This window comes from Aliihoeflea sp. 40Bstr573 (assembly GCF_024105655.1).
Taxonomy (GTDB): Bacteria; Pseudomonadota; Alphaproteobacteria; order Rhizobiales; family Rhizobiaceae; genus Aliihoeflea.
The window spans coordinates 187,391-214,030 of the sequence record NZ_JAAAMH010000007.1; the positions used below are offsets into that span (position 1 = coordinate 187,391).

Consider the following 26,640-nt stretch of genomic DNA (forward strand, 5'->3'; position numbering starts at 1 on the left):
GCCGCAAGGCCCGGGCACGAGCGGGATTTCATGGATCAGGCGCCGGACAAGGACCAAAGCCGCCCGAGCGGGCCCTACCGGGTACTCGCGCGCAAATATCGCCCGCGCGACTTTTCCACCCTGATCGGCCAGGAGCCGATGGTGCGCACGCTCACCAATGCGTTCGCCACCGGCCGCATCGCGCAGGCCTGGATGCTGACCGGCGTGCGCGGCGTCGGCAAGACGACGACGGCGCGCATCCTCGCCCGGGCCCTCAACTACAAGACCGATGCGGTCAGCCAGCCGACCGTCGACCTTTCCGTTGCCGGCGAGCATTGCGAAGCCATCATGGAAGGCCGCCATGTCGACGTGGTCGAGATGGACGCCGCCTCCCACACCGGCATCGACGACATTCGCGAGATCATCGAGCAGGTCCGCTATGCGCCGGTCTCCGCGCGCTACAAGGTCTACCTCATCGACGAAGTGCACATGCTCTCGACGCAGGCCTTCAACGGCCTGTTGAAGACGCTCGAAGAGCCGCCGCCGCATGTGAAGTTCATCTTCGCGACGACCGAGATCCGCAAGGTGCCGATCACGGTCCTGTCGCGCTGCCAGCGCTTCGACCTACGCCGCGTCGATGCCGGCCTCCTTACCGCACATCTGCGTGGCATTGCACAAAAAGAGGACGTCGCGATCGACGACGACGCGCTCGCGATGATCGCGCGGGCGGCGGAAGGCTCGGTGCGCGACTCGCTTTCGATCCTCGACCAGGCGATCGCACACGGTTCGGGCACGGTCACCGCTGGGGCGGTGCGCGACATGCTCGGCCTTGCCGACCGCGCCCGCGTCATCGACCTCTTCGAACTCCTGATGAAGGGCGACGTCGCCGGCGCGCTGGGCGAATTCCGCGGCCAGTACGATGCCGGTGCCGACCCCGCGACGGTCCTCACCGATCTTGCCGAGTTCAACCACCTCGTCACGCGCATCCGTTTCGTGCCGAATGCGGCGGACGACGCCTCCATATCGCAGGAAGAGCGCCAGCGGGGCCGCGAGTATGCGGACGGGCTTTCGGTCCGCGTCCTGTCGCGAACCTGGCAGATGCTCCTGAAGGGGATCGCCGAGGTGCAGACGGCATCGCGGCCGGTCAGTGCCGCCGAGATGGTGCTGATCCGCATCGCCCATGCCGCAACGCTGCCGACGCTCGACGAGGCGCTGAAGTCGCTCGACGGCGAAGCCTCGGCTCGCAACGCTCCGCAAAGCCCGACCCCGCCCGGCACCGGCGGTGCTGCGAGCCGCGCACCGGCCTCCGTCGACGCCATTGCCACACAGCCCGTCGCGGTGGGATTGAGTGGCGGCGGGCAGACGATGCGCCTCGTGCGCACCGAGCCGGAGCCGTTGCCCGTGGCGGTGCCGCAGCCGAAGGTCGAAGAAGCACCGGCCGGGCCGCGCATCGCCTCGATGACTGATCTCGTCGCGCTGTGCGACGCCAATCGCGATATGGCGCTGAAGGTTCAAATCAAGCAGTTCCTGCGGCCTGTGCGGTTCGATCCGGGACGCATTGAGGTCAGCCTGACGGAGCACGCGCCGCGTATGCTCGTCAGCGACCTGACGACACGGCTCCACGCATGGACCGGGCGGCGCTGGATCGTTACAGTCTCGCGCGAGCGCGGCGGCGACACGTTGTCGGAGATCGAGCAGGCGCGGCGCGACGTCGCCCTCCTCGATGCCAGGAACGACCCTTCCGTCGCCGCCATTCTCGCCCGCTTTCCCGGCGCGAAGATCATCGACGTGCGGCTGCCCGATGCTGCCGAAGCCCCGGAGATCGAGATCGAAAGCGACGAGGTGCCGGTCGATCCGGGCATCGGCGATCTGGACGATGACGACGAAATCTGACCAACGGAGATCACGATGAAAGACCTTCTCGGCATGATGGGCAAGGCCCGCGAGATGCAGGCCAAGTTCGCGCAGATGCAGGAGGAACTGGCCAACGTGGAAGCGTCCGGCCAGTCGGCCGGCGGCCTCGTCCAGGTCACGCTTGCCGGCAAGTTCGAGATGAAGTCGCTGAAGATCGATCCCTCGCTCTTCAAGGAAGACGACGTGGAAATTCTCGAGGACCTGATTCTCGCTGCCCACAACGATGCCAAGGCCAAGGTCGAGGCGATCATGCAGCAAAAGACGCAGGAACTGACCGCCGGGCTTCCGATCCCGCCCGGCATGAAGCTGCCGTTCTGACGCTTCGACAACGCGCTCTTAACGCATTAAAAAGCATTTGAACGATAGGATCGGGCAAATCCGGTTCTGATCGCGAAGTTGCGGCACAGGCGCGTTTTGAACGTGCCGCCCCTTTTTTGCCGCAAATCGCCCTTTCAAAATCGTCCACCAAACGGCGGGGGCCGTTCGGAGAGGTCTGTATCGTGTTCTTTCGGCTTCCGGCCGCGGCCTGCGCGGTCGCCCTGTCGCTTGTTGTCTCGTCGTGTACGTCCAGCAGCGATCTTCTCAGCGAGGCCGCCACATCGTCGGCCAAGCCGGTCGCGGCGACGGCCAGCAATCGTGATTGCCTTGCCCGCGCGATGTTCTTCGAATCGCATCGGTCGAGCCGGGAAGGCCTCGTAGCCGTCGGTACGGTGGTGATGAACCGGGTGAACTCGGGCGAGTATCCCGACACGATCTGCGGCGTCGTCGGCCAGAAGAATCAGTTCGCGCCGGGCGTGATGACGCGCAAGATGGATTCGAAGGCATTGCCGGACGTGATGGCCGCCGCGGACGCCGTCCTCGCCGGTGAACGTCACCCCATGGTCCAGAACGCGAAGTTCTTCCATACCGCCGGGCTGAACTTCTCCTATCCCAATATGCACTATGTGCTGAAGGCCGGCGGCAACGCCTTCTACGAGAAGCGCGGCCGCGAAGAGCGGGCCGCCAAGGGCGTTCGCCCGCAATCGCAGCTTGTCGCGGCCGGCCGAGTGGAGGGCAAGCAGGCGCGCGTCCAGGTTGCCGCCGCCCCGCAGTCACAGCCACAGCCACAGCCCGAACGTTTCGGAACGCCGCAGCCCGGACCGGCGGTCCCGCAGATGCAGACGGCGAACGCCTCAGTCTCGGCGGACCCGGCAACCGACGCGCTCTCCTTCGCCATAGACCAGGCAAAGGCGGACGCGATCGGCGCTTTGATCCTCGACCAGACGCGGACCGTCTCGATCGACTGAGTTCGACCTACACATCGGCAGGTTTCGGCGCTAAACCGGAGCCATGTCGAAGAGAATCGCCGGCCCGGAAATCGAACGTCTGATCCAGCTCCTGGCAAAGGTGCCGGGGCTTGGGCCGCGCTCGGCCCGGCGTGCTGCGCTGCATCTGATCAAGAAGAAGGAGCAGCTCTTCGTGCCGCTCACCGCCGCGATGGGCGAGGCGGTGGACAAAGTGCGCGTGTGCTCCACCTGCGGCAATGTCGACACGTCCGATCCCTGCACGATCTGCACCGATCCGCGCCGCGAGGATGCAACGCTGATCGTCGTCGAAGACGTCGCGGACCTGTGGGCCTTGGAGCGCGCGGCAGCCATGAACGTGCGCTACCACGTTCTTGGCGGGACACTTTCACCGCTCGACGGCGTCGGCCCGGACGACCTCAATATCAGGACGTTGATCGCCCGCGTCGCCTCGGGAGCGGTGTCCGAGGTCATCCTCGCCGTCAACGCCACGGTCGAGGGCCAGACGACGGCGCACTACATCACCGACCAGTTGTCGAGTTTCGAGGTCAAGGTCACGCGTCTGGCCCACGGCGTGCCGGTCGGCGGCGAACTCGACTATCTGGACGAGGGAACGCTGACCGCAGCGCTGAAATCGCGCACCGCGTTTTGAGCGCCGCGACAGGAAGGATAGCCATGAGAATCGCCGCCCTGCTGGTTTTGCTGCTTCTCCCCTTCCCCGCATTCGCCCAATCCATCGACCAGCAGTTCCGCGCGTGGCTCCAGAACGACCTTTGGCCCGAGGCCTCGCGCGCCGGCGTCTCCCGCTCCACCTTCGACGCGGCCTTTGCCAATATCGGTCCCAATCTCGACCTGCCCGACCTCGTCATGCCCGGTCAATCCGCGCAGACGCCGCAGCGCCAGCACCAGGCGGAGTTCGGCTCGCCCGGCAACTACTTCGCCGAGAACATCGTCTCGGGTGTCACCGCCGGCGGGCGCCAGCGCGCGGGGCGGCTCGCGCCGGTGCTACGCGACCTCGAAGCCCGCTATGGCGTTCCCGGCGCCATCCTCCTTGCCATCTGGGGGCGCGAGAGCGGTTTCGGCGCGGCGAGAATTCCGCACAATGCGTTCCAGGTGCTCGGCACCAAAGCCTTCATGGCGACGCGCAAGGAGATGTTCCGCGCAGAGGTGATCGCGGCTCTGTTGATGGTCGAGCGTGGCCATGCGCGCGTTGCCGACATGAAGTCCTCGTGGGCCGGTGCCCTTGGTCAGCCCCAGTTCCTGCCGACCTCTTACCTCGAGTACGCGACCGCCTATTCCGGCGGACGGGCCGACATCTGGGCCTCGGAGGCCGATACGCTCGCTTCCATCGCCAACTATCTCGCCCATTTCGGCTGGGTCCGTGGGCGCGACTGGGGCTTTGAGGTCTCGGTGCCGGCAAGCGTCTCCTGCGCGCTCGAAGGTCCCGACCGCGGCCGGCCGATTTCCGAATGGGCCGCGATGGGCGTGACGCGCGTTTCGGGCCGTCCGTTCCCCGACCACGAACTGCGCGGCGAAGGCTACCTCATGATGCCGGCCGGCGGTTCCGGCCCGGCCTTCATCGTCACGCCGAATTTCTACGTCATCAAGGAATACAACGAGAGCGACCTCTATGCGCTGTTCGTCGGCCATGCCGGCGACCGAATTACCTATGGCGACAGCCGCTTTTCAGGCAGGTGGGGCAATGTCGGTGGGCTGATGCGCTCCGACGTCGCAGCCATGCAGCGCGGCTTGCAGGCGCTCGGCTACGACACCGGAGGTGCCGACGGGCTCGCCGGTTTTCGCACCCGCCGCTCGATCGGCGATTGGCAGCAGAGGAACGGCCAGGCGCCGACCTGTTTTCCGGACGCCGGAATCGTGCGCGCGCTTCGGTAGAAAATACTTCAACCCCCTCGGAACCGGACAGCGCGTTGCGACTTCATGAATTTGGGACGGGTCTGTTTTGGAGTGAGCTCATGAAATTCGATTTCTCCGGGATAAAAACCGGATTGTTGGCCGTGGCCGGCGCCGGCCTTCTGGCTTCGTGCGTTGTCGTTGAGGAGGGCCCGCGGCCGTTGCCCCCGCGTCCCGGGCCGGAGCCGATCTGCACGCAGCAATATGACCCCGTGTGCGGCGAACGCGGCGGTGATCGCCAGACGTTCCCCAATTCGTGCGTAGCGCGCGCCGAAGGCTACCGCATTGCCTATGGCGGCGAGTGCCGTCGCGGCGGAGGTTCCAATTGGGACCGCCCCGGTCGTCCCGGAGGCCCCGGCTCCGACCGGCCAGGCCGTCCCGGCCCCGACCGTCCGCAGTTCTGCACGCGCGAATATGCTCCGGTCTGTGCCGTCCAGGGCAATCGCCAGCAGACCTTCGGCAACGCTTGCGAAGCGGAAGCTGCCGGCTGGCGCATTCGCCGCGGCGGCGAATGCTGATCTAGGAAAGGAGAAAGGCCGGCGCGAAGCCGGCCTTTCTTCTGGCGCCTATTCGGCGGCGGCGTTCACCACCGTCAGTCCGTAGACCTCGGCCAGTATCTCGAAGGACCGTACCCGCGCCCCATGATCGTGGATTTGCGCGGTCACCATCAATTCGTCCGCGCCGGTGCGCGCGATAAAGGCGTCGAGCCCTTGGCCGATCCGCTGCGGCGAGCCGACGATGGAGCAGCTCAGCGCCTGGTCCAGCATCGCCTTCGCCATGGGGTCCAGCCCTGCTTCGAAATTCTCGATCGGCTTCGGCAGCTTGCCGGGCCGGCCGGACCGCAAATTGACGAAGGCCTGCTGAAGCGAGGAGAACATGTAGCGCGCCTCTTCGTCGGTCGGTGCCGCGACGACGTTCAGCCCTGCCATGACATGGGGCTTGTCCAGATATTCGGACGGCTCGAACCGGGTTCGGTAGATCTCGAGCGCGTGGTCGAGTTCGGCTGGAGCGAAATGCGACGCGAAGGCATAGGGCAATCCCAGCGCCGCAGCGAGTTGCGCGCCGTAATGGCTCGAGCCGAGAATCCAGATCGGCACGTTCGTGCCTTCGCCCGGCACCGCACGCACGCGCTGGTTGGGCTCGGCCGGCTTGAAATAGGCCAGGAGTTCAAGCACGTCGTTGGGAAACTGGTTGACGTCGCCCGACAGGGACCGCCGCAGCGCATGGGCAGTCAACTGGTCGGTGCCCGGCGCGCGGCCAAGTCCCAGATCGATGCGCCCAGGGTAGAGCGAAGCCAGCGTACCGAACTGCTCGGCAATGACCAACGGCGCATGGTTCGGCAGCATGATGCCGCCGGCGCCGACCCGGATGCGCGACGTGCCGCCGGCAACATGGCCAATGACGACCGAGGTCGCGGCACTCGCGATGCCGGGCATGTTGTGGTGCTCGGCAAGCCAGAAGCGATTGTATCCGAGGCGATCGGCGTTCCTGGCAAGGTCAAGCGTATTGGCGAGCGCGTCGGCGGTCGTCGCGCCGTCGGGCACGGGCGAAAGGTCGAGTACGGAAAGAAGGGTCATCGCGTCATCCGGGTGTGTTCAATGCCCGGATATAGGAAGGACGATGCCGCCCGCCAACGTTACGGCGCGACGTGCTGCGCCTCTTCCTGGTTCTCTTCCTCCTCCTCGGCCGTTTGCTGGGCCGACAGGAAGTTGCCGACATGGCTGAGGCTCTCGAAATGATCGCAGAATACTTTGATGACGACGAGGAGCGGCACCGCAATCAGCGCGCCGACGAAGCCCCAGAGCCACGACCAGAAAGCGACGGCGATGAAGATTGCCACCGCATTGATCTCCAGCCTACGACCGACGATCAACGGATTGACGAAATTCCCCTCGATGATATTGCACAGGAGCACGAAGGCGGGCGGCACGAGCGCATAGGCGAGGCTGTCGAAAGTGACGATCGACAGGACGGCGACGAGGATGATGGTCATCGCCGCGCCGACATAGGGCAGGAAGTTCAACAGGCCCGCCGCAACGCCGAACACGAAGGGCATCGGCATGCCCAGCGCCCACAATCCGGTTCCCACTACGATTCCAAGGCACGTGTTGATTGCCGCGACCGTCAAGAGATAGCGCGAGATCTCCCGCTCCACGTCGTAAACGACGCGCAGCGCACGCTTCTTCTCGCTGAGCCGGGTGAAGGATTGGATGATCTTTTCGTAGAACATCGTCCCCGAAGCGAGCAGGAACAGCGACAGGACGAAGGTGATCGCCGCCGTCGTCGAGCCGGACAGGAGATTGCCAGCCGCGCGCGAGACGATGCCGGGTTGCGAGACGACAACGCGCTGGACATCGGGCTCCGAAGTCGTATCGGCCGCCTCGTCGACTTGGCGCGAGACCTCCATGAAGCGCTCGAAGGGGCGGCGCAGATCCTCGAGTCGCTCGGTCAGGCGCTGGCCGATCGCCGGCGCGTCGTTGGCGAGTTCGACCACCGGACCGGACAGGAAATAGCCTGTGGTGCCGATCGCGGTCATCGACATGAAGACCAGCAGCGTCGCCGAAAGCGCCTCGGGCACGCCGCGCTTGCGCAAGAACCGGACGATCGGCGTCAGCATCAACGCCAGCAGAAAGGCGAGAACGATGGGCATGAAGAAATCGCGCGCGAAATAGAGCGCGTAGACGACTGCGAAGAGGAACAGCCCCAGCATGAAGGAACGGATCAGGCGCAGGTCCCGATCGCGTGCAGGCGCGGGCTCGGGCGGCACGGAAGGCCCCGCGTGATCGAATTCGCTTTTCATGACGGCTCCACCGGCTCCCCTGCCGCGAATGCCGGCGGCATTCGGGCGGGTCGGCTGAAACGCGGCGCCATGGCTTTTCGTTCCGGGGCTAGAACACGTTCTGCTGGGAGATCTGGATGCCGGCCGGGCCCAGAATGACGGCGAAGAGAACCGGCAGGAAGAAAAGGATCATCGGCACGGTCAGCTTGGGTGGCAGCGCCGCCGCCTTCTTTTCGGCAGCGGTCATGCGGGCCTCGCGGCTTTCGGCCGAGAGGACGCGCAGCGCATGGGCGACAGGCGTGCCGTAGCGCTCGGCCTGTATCAGCGCCTGGGAGACGGAGCGCACGGATTCGAGGCCTGTGCGGCTCGCAAGGTTCTCGTAGGCCTGCTTGCGCTCCTGCAGAAACGACAGCTCGGCATTCGTCAGGACCAGTTCCTCGGCCAGTTCGACCGATTGCGATCCGATTTCCTCGGCTACTTTGCGGAACGCAGCCTCGACGGAGATGCCCGATTCCACGCAGATCAGCATCAGGTCGAGCGCATCCGGCCAGGCGCGCTGGATCGACTGCTTGCGCTTGCTCGCCTGGTTCGAGACGTAGAGCACCGGGACATAGAAGCCGGCATAGGCGGCGATGACGCAGATCAGCCCGCGGATGAAATTCGGCTGTTCGGCAAAGGCGCCCATGCCGAACACGTAGACGAGCGCGCAGGCAAGGAAGACGAAGGGCAGAACCAGGCGAAAGAACAGAAACTTCGTCAGCGGGTTCTGGCCGCGATAGCCGGCCATCCGCAGTTTGGCGATCGTCGCGTCGTCGGCGAGTGCCCGGCGCAGGTCCAGCTTCTCGACGATCGAGCGCATGCCGACCGATTCCTGCTCGCGGATGCCCTTGCGGCGGCGCTCGGCCTCGTTGGCAAGGCGCACCTTCTGCTGCGCGCGCAGCTGGTCGCGCTCGAGTGCGACGGCCCTCATGCGCGCCTTCAAAGGATTTCCCGAAAGGGCGGGCAGCGCCGTGAACAGCGTGGCGAACACCGCCACCGAGACGAGAACCGCCAGGAGGAAGCTGGGATCGGTAACGATATTGACGACCGAGCCTGTCATGGTTCGCCCCTAGAAGTCGAAGTTCATCATCTTGCGCATCACGAGCAGGCCCATGCCCATCCAGATGCCAGAGATGAGCAGGATGAGATGTCCGGTGCTGGTGGTGAAAAGCGGCATGATGTAGCCCGGGCTCGACAGGTAGACGAGCGTCGCGACGACAATCGGCAGCGCGCCGATGATCACGGCCGAAGCCTTCGCTTCCATCGACAGCGCGTCGATCTTGGCCTTCATTTTCTTGCGGTCGCGCAGCACCTTGGACAGGTTGCCGATCGCCTCGGAGAGGTTGCCGCCGGCCTGGCTCTGGATTTGGATGACGATGCCGAAGAAGCTCGCCTCGGCGGCGGGCATGGATTCGGGCATGCGCATCACCGCCTCGGGAAGCGACAGGCCAAGCTGCTGGTGCTCGACGACACGCTTGAATTCGCTCCGCACCGGCTCGGGCGATTCGCTCGCGATCATGCGGACGGCATCGTTGAGCGGCAGGCCGGACTTGACTGCGCGCACGATGACGTCGAGCGCGTTGGGAAACTCCGCCAGGAACGCCTTGACGCGGCGGCCGCGCTTGAAGGCGACGAACCAGCGCGGCAGGCCAAGGCCGCCGGCGATCATGGCGCCGGCAGCCACGAGCAGCGGCGCGCCCAGGAAGATGAAGAGGATGAACATGACGAGCCCGGTCGCGGCCGAGACGACATAGAACTGGCGGATCGTCATGGTGAGGCCCGCCTGCCGGATCTGCACCTTCAATGGCGGCTTGTGCCGGCCCTGGCCACGCGCCTTCTGCTTTTCCTCGAGATCCTTCAGCGTGTCCTGCACCGACTTGCGACGCTTGGCGGCTTCGGCGACGCGATCGCGCGAGGCGCGCACGACATTGCGGTCCGCCTCCGCGTTGCGAACGGTCTCGAACCGGCGCTCGATCGTTCTCTCGCTCTGCACGCGGGAGAACAGGAGGCCGTAAGCGAGCGCGCCTGCGCTGACGGCGGCCAGCGCAACGAAGAGCAGCAGGTTCATGTCCATCGAAGACCTCCCGCCTGTACCATCACGATTGGACTTCCATCGCTTCGAGGGCGGCGGCAAGACGCGCCTCCTCGCCGTAATATCGGGCGCGGTCCCAGAAGCCGGGGCGGCCGACGCCGCTCGAGACGTGGTTGCCGATCAGGCGGCCATTGGCATCCTCGCCCTTGATCTCGTAGGTCATCAGGTCCTGCGTGATGATGACGTCGCCTTCCATGCCGATCACCTCGGTGATGTGGGTGATGCGGCGCGAGCCGTCGCGCAGGCGCGCGGCCTGGATGATGACGTCGATGGAACCCACGATGATCTCGCGCACCGTCTTCTGCGGCAAGGTGAAGCCGCCCATGGCGATCATCGATTCCATGCGGTTCAGGCATTCGCGCGGATTGTTGGCGTGGATGGTGCCCATCGAGCCGTCATGGCCGGTGTTCATCGCCTGCAACAGGTCGAACACCTCGGGTCCGCGCACTTCGCCGACGATGATGCGTTCCGGGCGCATGCGAAGGCAGTTCTTGACGAGATCGCGCATGGTGACCTCGCCTTCGCCCTCCAGATTGGCGGGGCGCGTCTCGAGGCGCACGACATGCGGCTGCTGAAGCTGCAGTTCGGCGGAATCCTCGCAGGTGATGACGCGCTCCTCGCGATCGACATAGTTGGTCAGGCAGTTGAGGAGCGTCGTCTTGCCCGAGCCGGTGCCGCCGGAGATGATGACGTTGCAGCGCACCCGGCCGATCACTTTCAGCACTTCCGCGCCTTCCGGCGAGATCGAGCCGAACTTGACGAGCTGGTCGAGCGTTAGCTTGTCCTTCTTGAACTTGCGGATCGTGAGCGCGGTGCCGTCGATAGCCAGCGGAGGCGCGATGACGTTGACGCGCGAGCCGTCGGGCAGGCGCGCGTCGCAGATCGGAGACGATTCGTCGACGCGCCGGCCGACCTGACTGACGATTCGCTGGCAGATGTTCAAGAGCTGCTGATTGTCGCGGAAGCGGATCTGCGTCTGCTCGACACGGCCGGCGACTTCGATGAACACCTGCCGGGCGCCGTTGACCATGATGTCGGCGATGTCGTCACGCGCCAGAAGCGGCTCCAGCGGACCGTAGCCGAGGACGTCGTTGCAGATGTCCTCGAGCAGTTCCTCCTGCTCGGAGATCGACATCGCGAAATTCTTGATCGCTATGATGTCGTTGACGATGTCACGTATTTCTTCGCGCGCGGCGTCCGGCTCGAGCTTGGCGAGCTGCGACAGGTCGATCGTGTCGATGAGGGCGGAAAAGACCTGGCTCTTCGTGTCGTAATAGGCTTCCGAGCGTGGGCGGGTGGGCGTCGCCACGCGGCGTGGCTCGGGCGCCATCGGCGGCGCGGGGCTGACCACGCGCTTCGGCGCGGGGGAGCTTTCCCCGCCGCGTTCGGCCGGACGTTCGTCGAGCGTCAGGGATTCGGAGACGGGCGCCGCCGGGGCAGACCTGAACTCCGGAACATTGCGGCTTCCGCCTTCGTTTCCACGCTTGCCAAACATCTTGTCGCCCGTTCCCTTGGCTCCGCTATCGGAGCCTCAGATGAGTTGCTGCCGCAGTCGCGCCGCGCTCACGCGCTCTTCTTCTTCATCTTCAGCCGGCCCAAAAGGTCACCGAGACCGGCCTTCTTCTTCGACTTCATCTCGCTTCGCCCCGTCAGAACGTGGGCCATCTCATGCACGATCTTGACGATCGCATGCTGCGCGTCCGTCTCGCCCAGCATCCGGCCATTGTTGGCGGCGTTGCCGAAAAGCAGCGGCTCGAACGGGATCACGGCCAGTGGCAGCACGCCGAGCGGCTCGGCAAAATCCTCAGGCGAAATCTCCGGCCGCTTCGGCACGCCGGCCTGGTTGATGATCAGCTTGGGCGGTGAATCGTTGGGGCGCAGCTTGCGCAGCATGTCGATGAGGTTCTTCGTGTTGCGCAGGTTGGCGAGTTCGGGGGTCGCGGTGACCACGATTTCGTCGGCCTGCGCGAGTGTCTGGCGGGTCCAGCCGGTCCACACGTGAGGAACGTCGAGAATCACGGTCGGCGCGCTGCGCTGGGCGGTCTCGATCAGCGAGGCGAAGGCGTCGGTCTCGAAATCATAGACGCGGTCGAGCGTCGAGGGTGCTGCGAGCAGCGACAGGCGCTCGGCGCACTGCGCCAGGAGACGGTCCAGATAGACCTCGTCGATGCGCTCGGGCGAGAACACCGCTTCGGCGATGCCCTGGGCGGGGTCCTGGTCGAAATTGATGTTGGCGGTGCCGAAGGCGAGGTCCATGTCGGCCACGACCACTTCGGACTGGAACAGCGTCGACAGCGTCCACGCGATGTTGTGGGCTATGGTCGAGGAGCCGACGCCACCCTTGGCGCCGATGAAGGCGATCGAGCGCCCGATCGGCTCGGCGTCCGGGTCGACGAAGATCTTGGCGATATCGGCCACGATGTCTGCCATCGAGATTGGCGCGACAATGTATTCGGAGATGCCGAAGCGGATGAGTTCGCGATAGAGCGCGACGTCATTGTGATGGCCGATCACCACGACCTTGCTCGCGGGGTCGCAGACTTCGGCAAGCTTTTCCAGCTTGCCCATCAGCGCGCGCGGTTCGTCGCGCGATTCGATGATGATGAGGTTGGGCGTGGGTGCCGTGTGGTAGAACTCGATCGCGGTCTGGATGCCGCCCATGTGCACCTTCACATGAGCCTTGGCCATGCGGCGGTCCTCGGCGGCGCGTTCGATCGGCTGCGCGACGCCGTCGGTTTCGCAGAAGGCCTGGATCGAGATGCGCGGCACCGGCCGAAGTGCCTGCATGGCGGCTGCATCGGGCACGATGGCGTCGTTCGGATCGGTGGTGTAGGCCAGGTTCGTCATGTCGGTGCCCCCACGCTGTCCTAGTAGTTGATCTCGGACGTGCCGATGAATTCCGGCGCGACCTGACGGCGCTGATACTGGTCGATCGCGTTCGAGCGGTTCTGCGCATCGATCGGCGTCGACTCGCGCGGCGTCAGCAGATCGGCCGGGTTTGCGATCTGCGCGGCGAGATTGTTCTGGTAGGAACAGCCGAAATTCGCCCAGTGCTTGTTGTCGACGCGCGCCAGCATGTCCTCCGGCCAGCGGCCGCAATTGGAGGCGACCTGAGCGCGCATGTTCGCATAGGTCAGCCGGATGGGTGCCGAGGCGTCCGCGGGTGCTTGGTAGTGCTGCTGCACGACCCGGTTCTGCGGCACGCCGGCCTTGTGCATGTAGCCGATGAACTGACCGGCGATCCGCATGGCGGCGGCCGAGTTGGCCGAGCCATACGGCACCATCACATGAACCATCGGCGCCGCCTTGCCATCGTAGCGCGCCATGAAGCCGTTGATCGCCGCGCGCTGGACGCCGGTCATGTCATAATCGTTGAGACCGACGGGGATGTCGATCTTCTCCTGCTTCTCCGCGACGACGATCGGGTGGTTGGTCCGATAGTCGTCCGGGATCGCACCGACGACGATGCTGTCGCGCTGGGTGCAGCCGGCGGCGAAGGCGGCCGAACCGACCAGCGCGAGGGCGATCAGGAAGCGGGAATTCCAGGTGGTCGAATGGGCAGACATCGTGCGGTCCCCGCTCACTTGTAGATGAACCCGACCACGCCGTGGTAGCGGCCGGCGGGCCGATCGGTCTTCATGGTCCCGTAGACGCGGTTGACGCGGCCGAGGAAGTTACCCGCACCTTCCGAGGCCGGGTTGAAATTGTCGTCCGGCTTGGCCAGTTCGTTGCGGGCGACCGGCCGCGCCAGATAGGGCGTGACGATGATGACGAGCTCGGTCTCGTTGCGCTCGAAGGCCCTGCTGCGGAAGAGCGCGCCGAGCACGGGGACCCGGGAAAGACCAGGCAGGCCGTTGATCGACTGCCGCACGTCGTCGCGCACAAGCCCGGCGATCATCATCGAGCCGCCCGAGGGCAGTTCGACCGTGGTGTCGGCGAGGCGCTTGCGGATCGAAATTATGTTTGTGCCCGGAACATTGCCCTGTTGATTCCGTGCCGCACCGCCCTCGAAAAGTACAGAGCCCTCCATGGTCGGCTCCGACACCTGCGTTCGCAACTTGAGGCTGATGCGGCCGGGCGAGAGCACGGTCGGCTGAAATTCGAGCCCGATGCCGTAGTCGATTTTCTCGATCTCGTAAGCGGGCCTGTTGTTATCATCAACGTCGCGGTCGGTGACCATGTTGAACTCGCCGCCAACGCGGAACGTCGCCTTTTCACCCGAGACAGCCGTCAGCGTCGGTTCCGCCAGCGTCTTCATGACGCCCGATTGTTCCATCGCGTTGAAATAAGCATCGAGCGCTGATCCTCCTATGCCAAAGCCGCTGTTCGACAGCGGCTTCCCAAGGCCCGTCGGATTGTCGCCCAGAACCGACCATGCAAGCCCGTTTGATGATCCGCTGCCGACCATGTTGACACCGAGCTGGCGCATGACCGAACGCGAGACCTCCGCAATGGTCACCTTCAGCGTAACCTGATCCTCGCCGATGATCGACAGCATGTTGACGATCTGCGAGACGCGGCGCTCGCTGTCGGGGTTGTTGATGTCGACGCCGCCGATGGCCGAGCCGCCGGCCGCGGTCTGCGAGAACTGGCCGGTCGTCGCCTCACCGCCGGAGACGAAGAGCTGGGCGATCTGCTCGGCGCGCTTGGCGTCGAGCGGCGTTTCGACCGTACCCGACAGCACCACGTTGTCGTTGATCAGTTCGATCCTGATGTCCGAATTGGGCAAATAGCGCTTGAGATGATCCTCGAGGCCAGCCACGTCGCGCTCGATCGACAGGTCGAGGCTGACGATCTGTTCGCCATTGGCGCCGAAGACGAAGATGTTTGTCTCGCCGACCTGCTTGCCGAAGAGATAGATGCGCCGCGAAGTGCGGGTCACCGCATCGGCCACGGCCGGATTGGCGACGAGGATGTCGTAGGCGTCGGCAGGCAGGTCGATGACGATCGACTTGTTCAGGCCGAGCTTGACGCGCTGGGTGGCGGCCTGCGAGGCGATACGCACCTGCGCATAGACGCTCCCCGTTTCGGCCAGAAGGACAGCGCCGGTCAGCGGTGCTACCAGCACCAGCGACGCGGCGGTGCCGATCAACGTTCTCTTGAAGATATCGATCATTGACGGCCCCCCACTTCGGACACCTGCCCGGACTTGATCAATCGTATGGCGCCGCGGCGCCCGCTGCCCGAAAGGAGGTGGTCGGCCTGGTCGGTTACGACTTCCTGCGTGTCGACGACGGAGCGCAGGGCCAGGCTCAGCCGATCCGCCATCTGCTGGGCGACCGTGATGATTTCGGCCTGTTCGGGCGTCAGCTCCAGCGTCGCCGTCTCGCCGACCTTGACCCGTCGGCCCTCCTCGTCCTCCTGGATCGCCTGATCGATCGCGAGGACGCGGATGTTGCGCAGCACCGTCTCGGTCGCGTAGGCCTCCACGCCGCTGCTGTCGGTCTGGCGGCGCGTCATGATGACGTCGACATAGTCGTTCGGCAGGATGAAGCCGCCCGCCGACGTGTCGGCGGAAATCTGCGTCGCGACCGCGCGCTTGCCCGACGGCAGGATCGACGACATGAAGCTTTGGCCCTCGCCGATCAGCTTGGAGCGGCGCAGCGGCTCACCGGCATAGATCGGGACCCTGGCGATCGCGGTCTGCAGCTCTTCGAGCGCGTCGGGGTCGACGTCGCGGCGGATGAAATAGTCGTAGACATTGCTGGATGGCCAGGACTGCCAGGCGAGTTGCTCGCCGAGCGCGCCGCCCATCGGCACGTCGCCGCTCATCACGAGCACTTCCGTCAGCGCGATGGCCGGTTCGGCGGGGCCGGTTTCGATGAAAACCTGTTCAGGCGGCGCCGAGGCCATGTTCCTGGCGATCAAGCCGGCGCCTGCGGCGGCCACGACCGCGACGCCAAGGATGATTACTCTGGATGGAGCCATGTCCGCGCCCTTTACCCGGCATTTTCTTCAAGCCAGGGCGGACCTTGCATCACCAATCGTCAAATTAAGGTTAACGACCAGCTTACACTTATGCTTAACGATCGATTGACGACGCTCTACCTGACGAGAGACTGTATCGCCCATGCGCCCATGGGCGAGGACGGGAACACCATCAGCCCGGCCGCACCGAGCGCAATGCCGTAGGGAATCCCCACGCGCCGGTCGGCGAAATTGCGCAAGAGCACGAAATTGCCGGTGACGTCGGAGATCGGCGAATTGCGGTAGGCGAGGATCAGCAGCGTCAGCATGCCGCCCCAGACTGCGCCGACGACGACATACTCGGCGAGCGGCATCCCGAATCCCATCCACAGTGCAGTCGCTGCGAGAAGCTTGGCGTCTCCCCCGCCCATCGTGCCGAGGGCGAAGAGCGCAAATGTCACGCACAGAACCGCCGCCGCGGCCATGACGTGCATTCCCAGCATCGCCACAGGCATGCCCGTCAGCGGCGCGACGACCAGAAAGGTCGCGACAAGAAGAACGGAGACGCGGTTGGCGATCGTCATGGTGATCATGTCCGAAACGGCCGCATAGACCATGCAGAACGGAAAGATGACCAGGATCAGCGCTTCGACCATGACAAACCCTCACTTTACAGGCGCAAGCTAGACCGGTCACGCTTAAGCTTTGGTGAAACGGATCGGGGGATTTGATGCAATCTGCACGGGCGCCTTGCGGTTAACCGCCAATTCACCATTCTCCTTCACCTTCCAGAAGATTACCGAATAAGGGAACCGAAACGTGGCGCGGTCGACAACATCCATTCGCTTCATCGCGGGCCTGGCGCTTGCCGGAGCCGCATCGCTCTTCGCGGCTCCTGCGCTGGCGGATGCCGGCATCTCGGTCCTCGTCAACCAGGCCAAGATCGTCAAGCTCGCGCGCGCTGCCGACACGATCATCATCGGCAACCCTGCAATCGCCGACGCTTCCGTGCAGGACGCCTCGACATTGGTTCTCACCGGCAAGGGCTTCGGCGTGACCAACCTCGTCGTTCTCGACGCCGACGGCCAACCGATCGTCGACGAGCAGGTGACGGTGTCGCGGCAGTCGGTGAATTCGGTGCGCATCTATCGCCGCGCCGCCGTGCAGACGCTCTCGTGCACGCCGGTGTGCGAAGCGGCGTATGTCACCGAGGCGGAAGCCCTCTCGGACACGACGATCGGCGCACCCTGAACGCGGCGTTAATTCTTTTCGTCGCATCCTAGCGACCGCCACAACCTCAATTCAACATGACTGCGCTAGCGTGGTCGGTGGAGTTGAACAGGCGGGACCCGAAGAATGCCGACACACGCATCCGTCACTGCGCCATCTGCCCGCAAGGGGCTGCTCAGCGCCTTTGTGCGCCGACGCGACGGCAGCACGGCGGTCGAGTTCTCGATCCTCGTCATCCCTTTCGCGCTCCTGGTATTCGCGATCCTTGAAAGCTGCATTTCCTTTGCGGCCCAGCAGGTCATGACCAACGCGACCGACGACGTCGCCCGACTCTACCGCACGGGCCAGTTGCGGGCCGACCAACTCAGCCACGATCAGCTTCGCGACCGCATCTGCCAGCGCATGGAGATTCTTGTTTCGGCCGGTTGCCCAGGGCTTGAGGTCGATCTGCAGACCTTTGAGACCTTCGCGCAGGCTGCCGCGCTGCGCACGCCCTACAGCAATGGCGATCTCGACGACACGGATTTCGATGCGGTTTCCGGCGGCGCCGAGTCGAAAAACGTGCTGCGCGTCTATTATCGCTGGCCGGTCATGACCGACATGATGCGGCTGTCCATGTCGACCATCAATGGTGGCAAGGTGCTGCATTTCGCAACCGTCACCTGGCAGAACGAACCCTATGCGGAGTGAGGCGGCCCGATGATGCGATCCATTGCAAGTGCCGCCAAACGCCTACGCGCGGACACGCGCGGCGCGGCCGCGATCGAATTCGCGTTCATCGCGCCGATCCTGCTCGTTCTCTATTTCATGACCATGGAAGTGTCGCAGGCGATCGAGACCAACAAGAAGGTCGGCCGTATCGCCTCCATGGTAGGTGACCTTGTCGCGCAACAGCGTGAGGTCCCGCGCGTGGACGTGGACCAGATTCTGGATATCGGCGCTGCGATCATCCAGCCCTACAGCCGTTCGCGTCCCACGATCATCATCGAGCATATCGGCATCGAGGGCGACAAAGCCAATCCCAAGGCCGTCGTCGAGTGGTCGCGCCAGATCGAAGGCAACCACAAATCCCAGGCCGTGCCGAAGAACACCGAAACGGTGGTTCCCGAGCAGTTGCGCGTGGTCGGCACCCATCTCGTACGGGTCACCACGGAACTCGGCTACAAGCCCGTCATCGCATGGACCGCCGAACAGAAGGCCTCGCTCGGACTGGCTTCGGCCTTCAGCACGCTGAACATGAGCGAGCAGTACTATCTGCGCCCGCGCATGTCCGCCGACGTCAGATGCGGCGACTGTTGAGGCTGGCGACGTTTGCAACGCCCCCGGCATAGCCCTATCTGTCGCCATTATCGCGACAGATGGACCAACCTATGCGCCGCGCCTTCCTTCTCGTGCTCGATTCATTCGGCATCGGCCATGCCCCGGATGCCGAACGGTTCGGCGATGCGGGGTCCGACACGCTCGGCCACATCGCGGAAAGCTGTGCGCGCGGCGAGGCCGACAGGCCCGGCCTTCGCCAGGGTCCGCTCCACCTTCCCAACCTGGCGCGGCTCGGCCTTTTCCACGCCGCCGACCTCGCCGCCGGACGAAAGCCGGCCGCGAATGGCGTCGACGGCTTCTTCGGCTCCGCGCAGGAGGTTTCGAGCGGCAAGGATACGCCCTCCGGACACTGGGAGATGGCCGGCGTTCCCGTCACCTTCGACTGGGGCTATTTCCCCGAGGAAGGACCTGCCTTTTCCCACGATCTTGTCGCCGCAGTCGTCGCGGAAGGCGGCGTTCCCGGCATTCTCGGCAATTGCCACGCATCGGGCACCGACATCATCGCGCGCCATGGCGAGGAGCACATCCGCACCGGCAAGCCGATCTGCTACACCTCGGCCGACAGTGTCTTCCAGATCGCCGCGCATGAGACACATTTCGGGCTCGAACGGCTCTACATGCTCTGCCAGACAGTGCGCCGCCTCGTCGATCCGCTCAATATCGGCCGCGTCATCGCGCGCCCCTTCGTCGGCGAGACTGCCGATACGTTCCAGCGCACGTCCAATCGACGCGACTATGCTGTGCCGCCGCCCGAGCCGACGCTGATGGACCGGGTGATCGCCAGCGGCGGCCGCTCGCTCGCAGTCGGCAAGATCGGCGACATCTTCGCCCATCGGGGCGTCTCGCACCTGCGCAAGGGCCCCGACAACATGGCGATGTTCGACCGCGCGCTGGAAGCGATGGAAGACGCCAGGGACGGTGATCTCGTCTTCGCAAACTTCGTCGACTTCGACGCGCTTTACGGCCATCGGCGCGACGTTGCCGGCTATGCCGCTGCGCTCGAAGCCTTCGACCGGCGCCTGCCGGAAGCGCTTCAAGAGCTCCGCCCAGGCGATCTTCTGCTCCTGACCGCCGACCATGGCTGCGATCCGACCTTCCGCGGCACGGATCATACCCGCGAGCAGGTTCCCGTCATCGGCACCGGGCCCGGCCTCAAATCCGGCGCGGTCGGCGTGCGCAAGAGCTTCGCGGATATCGGCGAGACGGTCGCCGCGCATCTGCGGCTTTCGCCAGGTCCGCACGGGCGATCCTTCTACGGCGCGATTGCCGCCGATGCCTGAACTTCCCGAGGTTGAAACGGTTCGTCGCGGGCTCGCCCCCGTGATGGAAGACGCCACCATCGTCGCGGTGGAGCAGCGCCGGCCGGATCTGCGCTTTCCCTTTCCGGAAGATTTCGCGGCAAGGCTTCAAGGGCGGCGGATCGTGTCGGTCGGCCGGCGGGCGAAGTTCCTCTTCATCCATCTCGACAAGGATCCCGTGCTGATCGCGCATCTGGGCATGTCGGGCTCGTTCCGCATCCATGACGAGGACAGCCAGGAGATGCCCGGCAACTTCCGTCACGAACGCACCAAACTAGCCGCGCATGACCATGTCGTCCTCCACCTGGAACGAGGCGGCAGGACGCACCGCGTCGTCTATAACGACCCGCGCCGCTTCGGCTTCATGGTCTTTGCCGAGGCGTACGACCTTGACGCCCATCCCTTTCTTGCCTCGCTCGGCATCGAGCCGACGGGAAACGCACTCGACGGCGCGGTTCTGGCCGCACTTCTTGCTGGCCGCCGCTCGCCGCTCAAGGCCGCGCTCCTCGACCAGAAACTGATCGCCGGGCTCGGCAACATCTACGTATGCGAAGCGCTCTGGCGGGCCGGACTTTCGCCCAAGCGGCTGGCCGGAACGGTGTCGGGACGGCGCGCCGCGCGGCTTGCAGACGCCATCCGCACCGTCATTGCCGATGCGATTGCCGCCGGTGGCTCGACCCTGCGCGACCATCAGTTGACCGACGGCTCGCTCGGCTATTTCCAGCATTCCTTCAATGTCTATGACCGCGAGGGCGAGCCTTGCCGACGCGAAGGCTGCGCCGGCGTCGTCAAAAGGGTTGTGCAGTCGGGCCGGTCCACCTTCTATTGCTCCGCCTGCCAGCGTTAGCTATCCCATGTCGAACGCAGTCTTGCGCGCAGGAGGATAGCTTGGCCTACGAAACCATTCTCGTCGAAACCCGCGGCCGTGTCGGCCTGATCACGCTCAACCGCCCCAAGGCGCTCAATGCGCTCAACTCCGAAATGCTCAAGGACGTGGTCGCCGCCGCCGAGGCGTTCGAGGCCAATCCCAAGATCGGCGCGATCGTGATGACCGGCTCGGAGAAGGCCTTTGCCGCCGGTGCAGACATCAAGGAGATGCAGCAGAAGTCCTATGTCGACATGTACATGCAGGACTTCTTTTCCGGCTGGGACGCCTTCACGCGCATACGCAAGCCGATCATCGCCGCGGTGTCGGGATACGCGCTCGGCGGGGGCTGCGAGCTTGCGATGATGTGCGACTTCATCATCGCAGCCGACAATGCCAAGTTCGGCCAGCCCGAGATCACGCTCGGCGTCATGCCCGGGATGGGCGGCTCGCAGCGCCTCACCCGTTTCGTCGGCAAGTCGAAGGCGATGGACATGTGCCTCACCGGCCGGATGATGGACGCCGCCGAGGCCGAGCGCTCCGGCCTTGTCTCGCGCGTTGTGCCGGCGGGCGAACTCATCGAGGAAGCCCTGACGGCTGCCGCGAAGATCGCCGAATTCTCGCTGCCGGCGGTGATGATGACCAAGGAGGCCGTCAACCGCTCCTACGAGACCTTCCTCGCCGAGGGCCTGCGCTTCGAGCGACGCGTCTTCCACGCCATGTTCGCGCTCGACGACCAGAAGGAAGGCATGGCCGCCTTCTCCGAGAAGCGCTCGGCGAATTTCCGCAATCGCTAGGCCGATAGGCGTTGACGCAAGGGGGCGGCTCGACTATAAGCCCCGACGACTGAGGCAGCTTGCGGGCTGCCCCAATTGTTTTTGCGCCCGGCTCCTGCTCGTTCGGCGCGTCCACGCAAAGAGACACTGAAGAGAGGCATTCGATGGCCAATACGTCTTCGGCCAAAAAGGCAACGCGCAAGATCGCTGCCCGCACGGCTGTTAACAAGAACCGCCGCTCGCGTGTTCGCACGTTCCTGCGCAAGGTCGAGGAAGCCCTCCTGTCCGGCGACAAGGCCGCCGCCCAGGAAGCTTTCCGCGCCGCCCAGCCGGAATTGATGCGCGCCGCCTCCAAGGGCGTGTTCCACAAGAACACCGCTTCGCGGAAGGTCTCGCGCCTGGCCAATCGCGTGAAGGCTCTCGAAGCCTGATACGACGCGACCTGGAATTTTGAGAAAACCCGGCTTCGAGCCGGGTTTTTTTGTGCCCTGTGAACGGATTTCCTGCCGCCGGGGAAGGCAAATGTCATCGATTGCAACGACTTGCCGACGAAAGAATCGCAGATCGCGCCAACCCTTCCCCATGGTTATGCACAGGCTTTCGGTCAGCATGTTTTTCTGTTTGAAATCAATATCTTACCCGGGGTCTTTTGAAGCCCGCCAAATGAGAGCCACACCCAGCGAAGCCGGCGATGAGTCAAGGCGCCTTTTGGAAAATTATTTGAAGCCCACAGGCAAAATCGGCGGCCGGCCAAAAAGGTTTTGAATCAAAACGGTTTATGCGCCGGCGACGGATTTGGGCGGGCGCTTTGGAGGCCCGATCCAGGTTGCAGAGGTGAAGAATCCGTTACGGCGGTCTTGCCTGTCCGGCGCCGCCTTTTGTAATGTCGGTCCCGTTGAGAGGGGCAGGGAAACCTGCGGATTTCGCCATTTCCGACATGCCGGACAACGTGGACGCCAGTGTCTGCGCACGTCATTGGCTTGTCCGCTTTCAACACCATAATAGTCGATTTCGCCGTCAGGACTGACGGCCATGCCACCGGCCTTTCTGGCTGGACGGCCAGCTATTGCCCAGGGGGGCTTGGGGAACGGGGCCGGCGTTCGTGCCGGCAAATGAAGGGATCACACACTTCGGCAGCGACCGAGGTTCAGGTCAGACCAAACGAGGAAGCAGCAGGCCGGGTCATCGTCGAGGAAGACGCGCCATGCTGCTCGCACAACAGGGACACTCAATATGCAAAGCGGCGTCGAAGCGGGTGCGCGGGCAAGCACCTCCTTTTCGAAATTGAAGGTCGAGGGACAACATCAGATGGAAGGCGACAGCGCACCGGGGGCCGGAGCGACATTCGAACGTGTGACCGCGCAATTGAAGGCGCGCCTGGGCAATGACGTCTATTCGAGCTGGTTCGGCCGGATGCAGGTCGCCGAGGCCTCACGGGGCATCGTGCGCCTCTCGGTGCCGACGGCCTTCCTGCGTCAGTGGATCAACGGCCACTACCGCGACCTGATCGGCGAGTTGTGGAAGCAGTCGGACCCGTCCGTCCTGAAGGTCGAGATCGTGGTGCGCAGCGCCACCCGGCCCGTCAAGGCCGTCGAGGACGAGGACATCCAGCCCGGCAAGCCGCGCGCGCTTGCCAGTGCCACCGTGACACAGATGCCCGTCCGCACCGGCGTTCCGGCCGGCCAGCCGCGCGCGGCGTCGAACGAGTCCTTTGCGCAGCGTCAGTCTGTCCTCGGCTCTCCACTCGACAGCCGCTACACGTTTGCCTCGTTCGTCGAGGGCCCTTCGAACCGCGTGGCCTTTGCCGCCGCCCGCGCCGTCGCGGAGAGCGCGTCGAATGCGGTGCGCTTCAACCCGCTCTTCCTCCACGCTTCCGTGGGGCTGGGCAAAACGCACCTCCTCCAGGCGATTGCCGCCGAAGCGCTGCAGCGCCGGCCGCAATCGCGCGTCGTCTACCTCACGGCCGAGTACTTCATGTGGCGCTTCGCAACCGCGATCCGCGACAACAATGCGCTGACCTTCAAGGAACAGCTTCGCGACATCGACCTCCTGATCATCGACGACATGCAGTTTCTGCAAGGCAAGTCGATCCAGCACGAATTCTGCCATCTCATCAACACGCTGCTCGACAGCGCGCGCCAGGTCGTCGTAGCTGCCGACCGGCCACCTTCCGAGCTGGAGTCGCTCGAGCCGCGCGTGCGCTCGCGCCTCAATGGCGGCGTCGCGCTGGAAATGGCGACGCCGGACTTCTCGATGCGTCTTTCGATGCTGCAGCAGCGCCTTGCCGCCGCCGCCTCGGAGGACCCGTCGATCGCCATCGCCGACGGCATTTTGGAGCACGTCGCGCAGACCGTGACAGGCTCGGGCCGCGAGCTCGAGGGCGCGTTCAATCAGCTCCTGTTCCGCCAGTCCTTCGAGCCGCAACTGTCGGTCGACCGGATCGACGAATTGCTGGGCCACATGTATCGTTCGGGCGAGCCCAAGCGGGTGCGCATCGAAGACATCCAGCGCATCGTGGCGCGCCACTACAACGTGTCGAAGACGGAGCTTCTCTCCAACCGCCGCACGCGCACCATCGTGAAGCCGCGCCAGATCGCCATGTATCTCGCCAAGATCATGACGCCGCGCTCGCTGCCGGAGATCGGACGGCGCTTCGGCGGGCGCGACCACACAACGGTCCTCCATGCCGTGCGCAAGATCGAGGGACTTTCCGACGGCGACACCAAGATGGCGCAGGAACTCGAACTCCTGAAGCGCCTGATCTCGGACCAGGCCTGAACAAACCGCTGGGCACGGTCTATCCACGCCTTTGACATGCTTCCGGGCCGCTCGTTGTGGCCCGGACTTGCGTTTTCGCCGGATTTCCTGTCAGTCTGCCCACCCGTTTCCGGCGCCGCTCTGGCCGCCAGGAAGCCCTGCCATCAAGTCCTTCGCGAGTATAATCGGTCATGCGCGTCATCCTCGAACGGTCGAACCTCCTCAAGTCGCTCAACCATGTTCACCGGGTGGTCGAGCGGCGCAACACGATCCCGATTCTGTCGAACGTCCTTTTGAGCGCCGATGGCGAGGGCCTATCGCTGAAAGCCACGGATCTCGACCTCGAAGTGACCGAAGCGACGCCCGCGCGCGTCGAGCAGGCCGGCGCCACGACCGTTCCCGCACACCTTCTCTACGACATCGTGCGCAAACTGTCGGACGGGTCGGAAGTGATGCTGAAGCTCGACGAGAGCGGCAAGGCGATGTCGGTCGTCTCCGGCCGTTCCTCCTTCCGCCTTCAGTGCCTGCCGCAGTCGGACTTCCCCGAGCTCACGGCCGGCTCCTTCACCCACCGTTTCCAGATGCCCGCCGAGGCGCTGAAGCGCCTGATCGACAAGACGCAGTTCGCGATCTCGACCGAGGAGACGCGCTACTATCTCAACGGCATCTATCTTCACGCGATCGAGGCCGACGGGCGGCTTCGCCTGCGTTCGGTCGCGACCGATGGCCATCGCCTGGCGCGCGCCGAAACGGAAGCGCCCTCGGGCTGCGAGGGCATGCCGGGCATCATCATCCCGCGCAAGACTGTTTCCGAACTCCAAAAGCTCGTCGACCAGCCCGACCTTCAGGTCTCGATCGAGCTTTCGGACACCAAGATCCGCTTCACGATGGGCTCCGTCGTGCTGACCTCCAAGCTGATCGACGGCACTTTCCCCGACTACCAGCGTGTCATCCCGACCGGCAACGACAAGAAGCTCCTGATCGATCGCCAGAGCTTCGCGCAGGCCGTCGACCGCGTCTCGACCGTGTCGTCCGAGCGTGGGCGCGCCGTCAAGCTCTCCATCGGCGACGGCATGGTCACGCTCGCCGTCAACAACCCGGATTCGGGCAGCGCGACCGAAGAGGTTGCAGCCGACTATTCGGCCGATCCGCTGGAGATCGGCTTCAACGCCAAGTATCTCCTCGACGTCGCGGCGCAATTGTCGGGTGGTGAAGCGCAGTTCCTGCTCGCCGACGCCGGCTCGCCGACGCTGATCCAGGATGGCGCGGATGCCGATACGCTCTACGTCCTGATGCCGATGCGCGTCTGATCGCCGGACACGGGACTTGGCCGAGCAAACCGCAATCCGTAAGCTGACGCTTACGAACTTCCGGAATTACGGCCAGTTGACGCTGTCGCTCGAGCGCGGTCCCGTGGTGCTGACCGGCGACAACGGCGCCGGCAAGACCAATCTCCTGGAAGCCATTTCGTTCCTCACGCCGGGCCGCGGCCTGCGCCGTGCCGCGCATGAGGATATCGCGACCGCTGCTGCTTCCACCGGCTTCGCCATCAACGCAAAGGTCGAGGGGCCGTTCGGCGAGGTGTCGATCGGCACCGGAACGCTGTCCGACCAGCCGGGCGTGGTGGAGCCCGCGCGGCGTGTGCGCATAAATGGCGTGCCGGCGAAATCCGCCGATGACCTTCTCGAATGGCTGCGCATCATCTGGCTCGTGCCGTCGATGGATTCGCTCTTCAACGGTCCGGCAGGCGACCGTCGCCGCTTCCTCGACCGGCTCGTCCTCGCCATCGATCCGCAGCACGGCCGACGCGCGCTCGACTACGAGAAGGCGATGCGCGGGCGCAACCGGCTTCTCGCCGAAGGCAGCCGCGACGACGGCTGGTTCGAAGCCATCGAGACGCAGATGGCCGAAACAGGCGTCGCCATCGCCTCGGCGCGCATGGAACTCGTCGGGCTGCTCGCCGGCATGGTCGAGAAACTGCCCGACGGCGGACCGTTCCCGAAATCGGACGTCGCGCTCGATGGGGTCCTCGAGGTGTTGGTCGGCACCGCGCCCGCTGTCGACATCGAGACGGCCTTCATCGAACGGCTTGCGGACAATCGCGCGCGAGACCGGGCAGCGGGGCGCACGCTCGAAGGCCCGCACCGCTCGGACCTGACCGTCGCGCACAGGCCCAAGGCAATGCCCGCCGCGCTGTGCTCGACCGGCGAGCAGAAGGCACTGTTGACCGGCATGATCCTGTCGCAGGCGCGGCTCGTGGCCGAGATGACCGGCGCGACGCCGATCCTGCTTCTCGATGAGATCGCCGCCCATCTCGATCCCGGCCGGCGCGCCGCGCTCTTTTCGATCCTCACCGAGCTCGATTGCCAGGCGTTCATGACCGGCACCGACGCCGCGCTGTTCTCCAGCCTTGACGGCCGCGCGCAATTCCTGGACGTGAATGCCGGCACGATCTCGCCGCGATGACAAAAGAGGCGCCCGCCGCTACCA

General features: G+C 64.7%; 26 protein-coding genes. 16 read left to right on the forward strand and 10 right to left on the reverse strand.

Annotated features, from left to right (window positions below; translation table 11 throughout):
* The first annotated feature begins 30 nt into the window (after positions 1-30).
* The 6 genes from GTK01_RS11250 to GTK01_RS11275 all read left to right on the forward strand — a co-directional run bounded on the left by GTK01_RS11250 (position 31) and on the right by GTK01_RS11275 (position 5,605).
* Complete coding sequence (locus tag GTK01_RS11250; protein ID WP_252925976.1) at positions 31-1,872, forward strand: DNA polymerase III subunit gamma/tau; 1,842 nt, start codon at positions 31-33, stop codon at positions 1,870-1,872.
* Positions 1,873-1,887: 15 nt separating this feature from the next.
* Positions 1,888-2,211, forward strand: a complete 324-nt coding sequence (locus tag GTK01_RS11255) for a YbaB/EbfC family nucleoid-associated protein (protein WP_252925977.1) — start codon at positions 1,888-1,890, stop codon at positions 2,209-2,211.
* A 182-nt stretch (positions 2,212-2,393) separates the two neighbouring features.
* Positions 2,394-3,179, forward strand: coding sequence for a cell wall hydrolase (locus GTK01_RS11260; RefSeq protein WP_252925978.1), 786 nt, complete (start codon positions 2,394-2,396; stop codon positions 3,177-3,179).
* Between the two features lie 43 nt (positions 3,180-3,222).
* Complete coding sequence (gene recR, locus GTK01_RS11265; protein WP_252925979.1) at positions 3,223-3,828, forward strand: recombination mediator RecR; 606 nt, start codon at positions 3,223-3,225, stop codon at positions 3,826-3,828.
* A gap of 23 nt (positions 3,829-3,851) precedes the next feature.
* Positions 3,852-5,069, forward strand: a complete 1,218-nt coding sequence (locus GTK01_RS11270) for a lytic murein transglycosylase (protein ID WP_252925980.1) — start codon at positions 3,852-3,854, stop codon at positions 5,067-5,069.
* Positions 5,070-5,248: 179 nt separating this feature from the next.
* Positions 5,249-5,605, forward strand: a complete 357-nt coding sequence (locus GTK01_RS11275; RefSeq protein ID WP_371924324.1) for a Kazal-type serine protease inhibitor — start codon at positions 5,249-5,251, stop codon at positions 5,603-5,605.
* Positions 5,606-5,653: 48 nt separating this feature from the next.
* Here GTK01_RS11275 and GTK01_RS11280 read toward each other — a convergent pair whose 3' ends face one another.
* The 10 genes from GTK01_RS11280 to GTK01_RS11325 form a co-directional block, all read right to left on the reverse strand.
* Positions 5,654-6,664, reverse strand: coding sequence for an LLM class flavin-dependent oxidoreductase (locus tag GTK01_RS11280; RefSeq protein WP_252925982.1), 1,011 nt, complete (start codon positions 6,662-6,664; stop codon positions 5,654-5,656).
* A gap of 59 nt (positions 6,665-6,723) precedes the next feature.
* A complete protein-coding gene (locus tag GTK01_RS11285) occupies positions 6,724-7,887 on the reverse strand; it encodes an AI-2E family transporter (RefSeq protein ID WP_371924325.1) in 1,164 nt (387 codons plus the stop codon).
* A gap of 88 nt (positions 7,888-7,975) precedes the next feature.
* Positions 7,976-8,965, reverse strand: coding sequence for a type II secretion system F family protein (locus tag GTK01_RS11290; RefSeq protein ID WP_252925983.1), 990 nt, complete (start codon positions 8,963-8,965; stop codon positions 7,976-7,978).
* 9 nt (positions 8,966-8,974) lie between these two features.
* Entirely contained in the window at positions 8,975-9,979 is a 1,005-nt protein-coding gene (locus GTK01_RS11295; protein ID WP_252925984.1) for a type II secretion system F family protein, read from the reverse strand.
* Between the two features lie 22 nt (positions 9,980-10,001).
* Positions 10,002-11,492, reverse strand: coding sequence for a CpaF family protein (locus GTK01_RS11300; protein WP_252925985.1), 1,491 nt, complete (start codon positions 11,490-11,492; stop codon positions 10,002-10,004).
* Positions 11,493-11,560: 68 nt separating this feature from the next.
* Positions 11,561-12,844, reverse strand: coding sequence for a CpaE family protein (locus GTK01_RS11305; RefSeq protein ID WP_252925986.1), 1,284 nt, complete (start codon positions 12,842-12,844; stop codon positions 11,561-11,563).
* A 20-nt stretch (positions 12,845-12,864) separates the two neighbouring features.
* The gene (locus tag GTK01_RS11310) at positions 12,865-13,563 is read right to left on the reverse strand and encodes a CpaD family pilus assembly lipoprotein (RefSeq protein ID WP_252925987.1); all 699 of its coding nucleotides are present in this window, start codon (positions 13,561-13,563) and stop codon (positions 12,865-12,867) included.
* Positions 13,564-13,577: 14 nt separating this feature from the next.
* Positions 13,578-15,113 (reverse strand): type II and III secretion system protein family protein, encoded by a 1,536-nt coding sequence (locus GTK01_RS11315; protein ID WP_252925988.1) that lies wholly within the window; start codon positions 15,111-15,113, stop codon positions 13,578-13,580.
* Positions 15,110-15,925 (reverse strand): Flp pilus assembly protein CpaB, encoded by an 816-nt coding sequence (gene cpaB / locus GTK01_RS11320; protein ID WP_252925989.1) that lies wholly within the window; start codon positions 15,923-15,925, stop codon positions 15,110-15,112. The genes GTK01_RS11315 and cpaB overlap by 4 nt, the downstream gene beginning before the upstream one ends.
* A 116-nt stretch (positions 15,926-16,041) precedes the next feature.
* Positions 16,042-16,560, reverse strand: a complete 519-nt coding sequence (locus GTK01_RS11325; protein WP_252925990.1) for a prepilin peptidase — start codon at positions 16,558-16,560, stop codon at positions 16,042-16,044.
* A 163-nt stretch (positions 16,561-16,723) separates the two neighbouring features.
* On the opposite strand from GTK01_RS11325, the gene GTK01_RS11330 reads away from it, so the two are divergent.
* From GTK01_RS11330 to recF, 10 genes are all read left to right on the forward strand, one after another.
* Positions 16,724-17,155, forward strand: coding sequence for a pilus assembly protein N-terminal domain-containing protein (locus GTK01_RS11330; protein WP_252925991.1), 432 nt, complete (start codon positions 16,724-16,726; stop codon positions 17,153-17,155).
* Between the two features lie 105 nt (positions 17,156-17,260).
* A complete protein-coding gene (locus GTK01_RS11335) occupies positions 17,261-17,824 on the forward strand; it encodes a TadE/TadG family type IV pilus assembly protein (protein WP_252925992.1) in 564 nt (187 codons plus the stop codon).
* Between the two features lie 12 nt (positions 17,825-17,836).
* Entirely contained in the window at positions 17,837-18,433 is a 597-nt protein-coding gene (locus GTK01_RS11340; RefSeq protein WP_252925993.1) for a TadE/TadG family type IV pilus assembly protein, read from the forward strand.
* A 71-nt stretch (positions 18,434-18,504) separates the two neighbouring features.
* Positions 18,505-19,734 carry a phosphopentomutase gene (locus GTK01_RS11345; RefSeq protein ID WP_252925994.1) on the forward strand — a complete coding sequence of 410 codons (1,230 nt, stop codon included), beginning with the start codon at positions 18,505-18,507 and terminating at the stop codon, positions 19,732-19,734.
* Complete coding sequence (gene mutM, locus GTK01_RS11350; RefSeq protein ID WP_252925995.1) at positions 19,727-20,599, forward strand: bifunctional DNA-formamidopyrimidine glycosylase/DNA-(apurinic or apyrimidinic site) lyase; 873 nt, start codon at positions 19,727-19,729, stop codon at positions 20,597-20,599. Before GTK01_RS11345 ends, mutM begins: the two co-directional genes overlap by 8 nt.
* Before the next feature lie 41 nt (positions 20,600-20,640).
* Positions 20,641-21,414 carry an enoyl-CoA hydratase gene (locus GTK01_RS11355; RefSeq protein ID WP_252925996.1) on the forward strand — a complete coding sequence of 258 codons (774 nt, stop codon included), beginning with the start codon at positions 20,641-20,643 and terminating at the stop codon, positions 21,412-21,414.
* Positions 21,415-21,557: 143 nt separating this feature from the next.
* Positions 21,558-21,824 (forward strand): 30S ribosomal protein S20, encoded by a 267-nt coding sequence (gene rpsT / locus GTK01_RS11360; protein WP_252925997.1) that lies wholly within the window; start codon positions 21,558-21,560, stop codon positions 21,822-21,824.
* A gap of 802 nt (positions 21,825-22,626) precedes the next feature.
* The gene (dnaA, locus tag GTK01_RS11365) at positions 22,627-24,171 is read left to right on the forward strand and encodes a chromosomal replication initiator protein DnaA (RefSeq protein WP_371924326.1); all 1,545 of its coding nucleotides are present in this window, start codon (positions 22,627-22,629) and stop codon (positions 24,169-24,171) included.
* A 170-nt stretch (positions 24,172-24,341) separates the two neighbouring features.
* Positions 24,342-25,460 (forward strand): DNA polymerase III subunit beta, encoded by a 1,119-nt coding sequence (gene dnaN, locus GTK01_RS11370; RefSeq protein WP_252925999.1) that lies wholly within the window; start codon positions 24,342-24,344, stop codon positions 25,458-25,460.
* A 16-nt stretch (positions 25,461-25,476) separates the two neighbouring features.
* Complete coding sequence (recF, locus tag GTK01_RS11375) at positions 25,477-26,616, forward strand: DNA replication/repair protein RecF (protein WP_252926000.1); 1,140 nt, start codon at positions 25,477-25,479, stop codon at positions 26,614-26,616.
* Positions 26,617-26,640 lie beyond the last annotated feature (24 nt).

Bases quoted from the DNA above. Each gene is read 5' to 3' on its own strand.
- GTK01_RS11250 (WP_252925976.1), top strand. From the start codon at position 31: ATGGATCAGGCGCCGGACAAGGACCAAAGCCGCCCGAGCGGGCCCTAC.
- GTK01_RS11255 (WP_252925977.1), top strand. From the start codon at position 1,888: ATGAAAGACCTTCTCGGCATGATGGGCAAGGCCCGCGAGATGCAGGCC.
- recR (WP_252925979.1), top strand. From the start codon at position 3,223: ATGTCGAAGAGAATCGCCGGCCCGGAAATCGAACGTCTGATCCAGCTC.
- GTK01_RS11270 (WP_252925980.1), top strand. From the start codon at position 3,852: ATGAGAATCGCCGCCCTGCTGGTTTTGCTGCTTCTCCCCTTCCCCGCA.
- GTK01_RS11280 (WP_252925982.1), bottom strand. From the start codon at position 6,664: ATGACCCTTCTTTCCGTACTCGACCTTTCGCCCGTGCCCGACGGCGCG.
- GTK01_RS11285 (WP_371924325.1), bottom strand. From the start codon at position 7,887: ATGAAAAGCGAATTCGATCACGCGGGGCCTTCCGTGCCGCCCGAGCCC.
- GTK01_RS11290 (WP_252925983.1), bottom strand. From the start codon at position 8,965: ATGACAGGCTCGGTCGTCAATATCGTTACCGATCCCAGCTTCCTCCTG.
- GTK01_RS11295 (WP_252925984.1), bottom strand. From the start codon at position 9,979: ATGGACATGAACCTGCTGCTCTTCGTTGCGCTGGCCGCCGTCAGCGCA.
- GTK01_RS11300 (WP_252925985.1), bottom strand. From the start codon at position 11,492: ATGTTTGGCAAGCGTGGAAACGAAGGCGGAAGCCGCAATGTTCCGGAG.
- GTK01_RS11305 (WP_252925986.1), bottom strand. From the start codon at position 12,844: ATGACGAACCTGGCCTACACCACCGATCCGAACGACGCCATCGTGCCC.
- GTK01_RS11310 (WP_252925987.1), bottom strand. From the start codon at position 13,563: ATGTCTGCCCATTCGACCACCTGGAATTCCCGCTTCCTGATCGCCCTC.
- GTK01_RS11315 (WP_252925988.1), bottom strand. From the start codon at position 15,113: ATGATCGATATCTTCAAGAGAACGTTGATCGGCACCGCCGCGTCGCTG.
- cpaB (WP_252925989.1), bottom strand. From the start codon at position 15,925: ATGGCTCCATCCAGAGTAATCATCCTTGGCGTCGCGGTCGTGGCCGCC.
- GTK01_RS11325 (WP_252925990.1), bottom strand. From the start codon at position 16,560: ATGGTCGAAGCGCTGATCCTGGTCATCTTTCCGTTCTGCATGGTCTAT.
- GTK01_RS11335 (WP_252925992.1), top strand. From the start codon at position 17,261: ATGCCGACACACGCATCCGTCACTGCGCCATCTGCCCGCAAGGGGCTG.
- GTK01_RS11340 (WP_252925993.1), top strand. From the start codon at position 17,837: ATGCGATCCATTGCAAGTGCCGCCAAACGCCTACGCGCGGACACGCGC.
- GTK01_RS11345 (WP_252925994.1), top strand. From the start codon at position 18,505: ATGCGCCGCGCCTTCCTTCTCGTGCTCGATTCATTCGGCATCGGCCAT.
- mutM (WP_252925995.1), top strand. From the start codon at position 19,727: ATGCCTGAACTTCCCGAGGTTGAAACGGTTCGTCGCGGGCTCGCCCCC.
- rpsT (WP_252925997.1), top strand. From the start codon at position 21,558: ATGGCCAATACGTCTTCGGCCAAAAAGGCAACGCGCAAGATCGCTGCC.
- dnaA (WP_371924326.1), top strand. From the start codon at position 22,627: ATGCAAAGCGGCGTCGAAGCGGGTGCGCGGGCAAGCACCTCCTTTTCG.
- dnaN (WP_252925999.1), top strand. From the start codon at position 24,342: ATGCGCGTCATCCTCGAACGGTCGAACCTCCTCAAGTCGCTCAACCAT.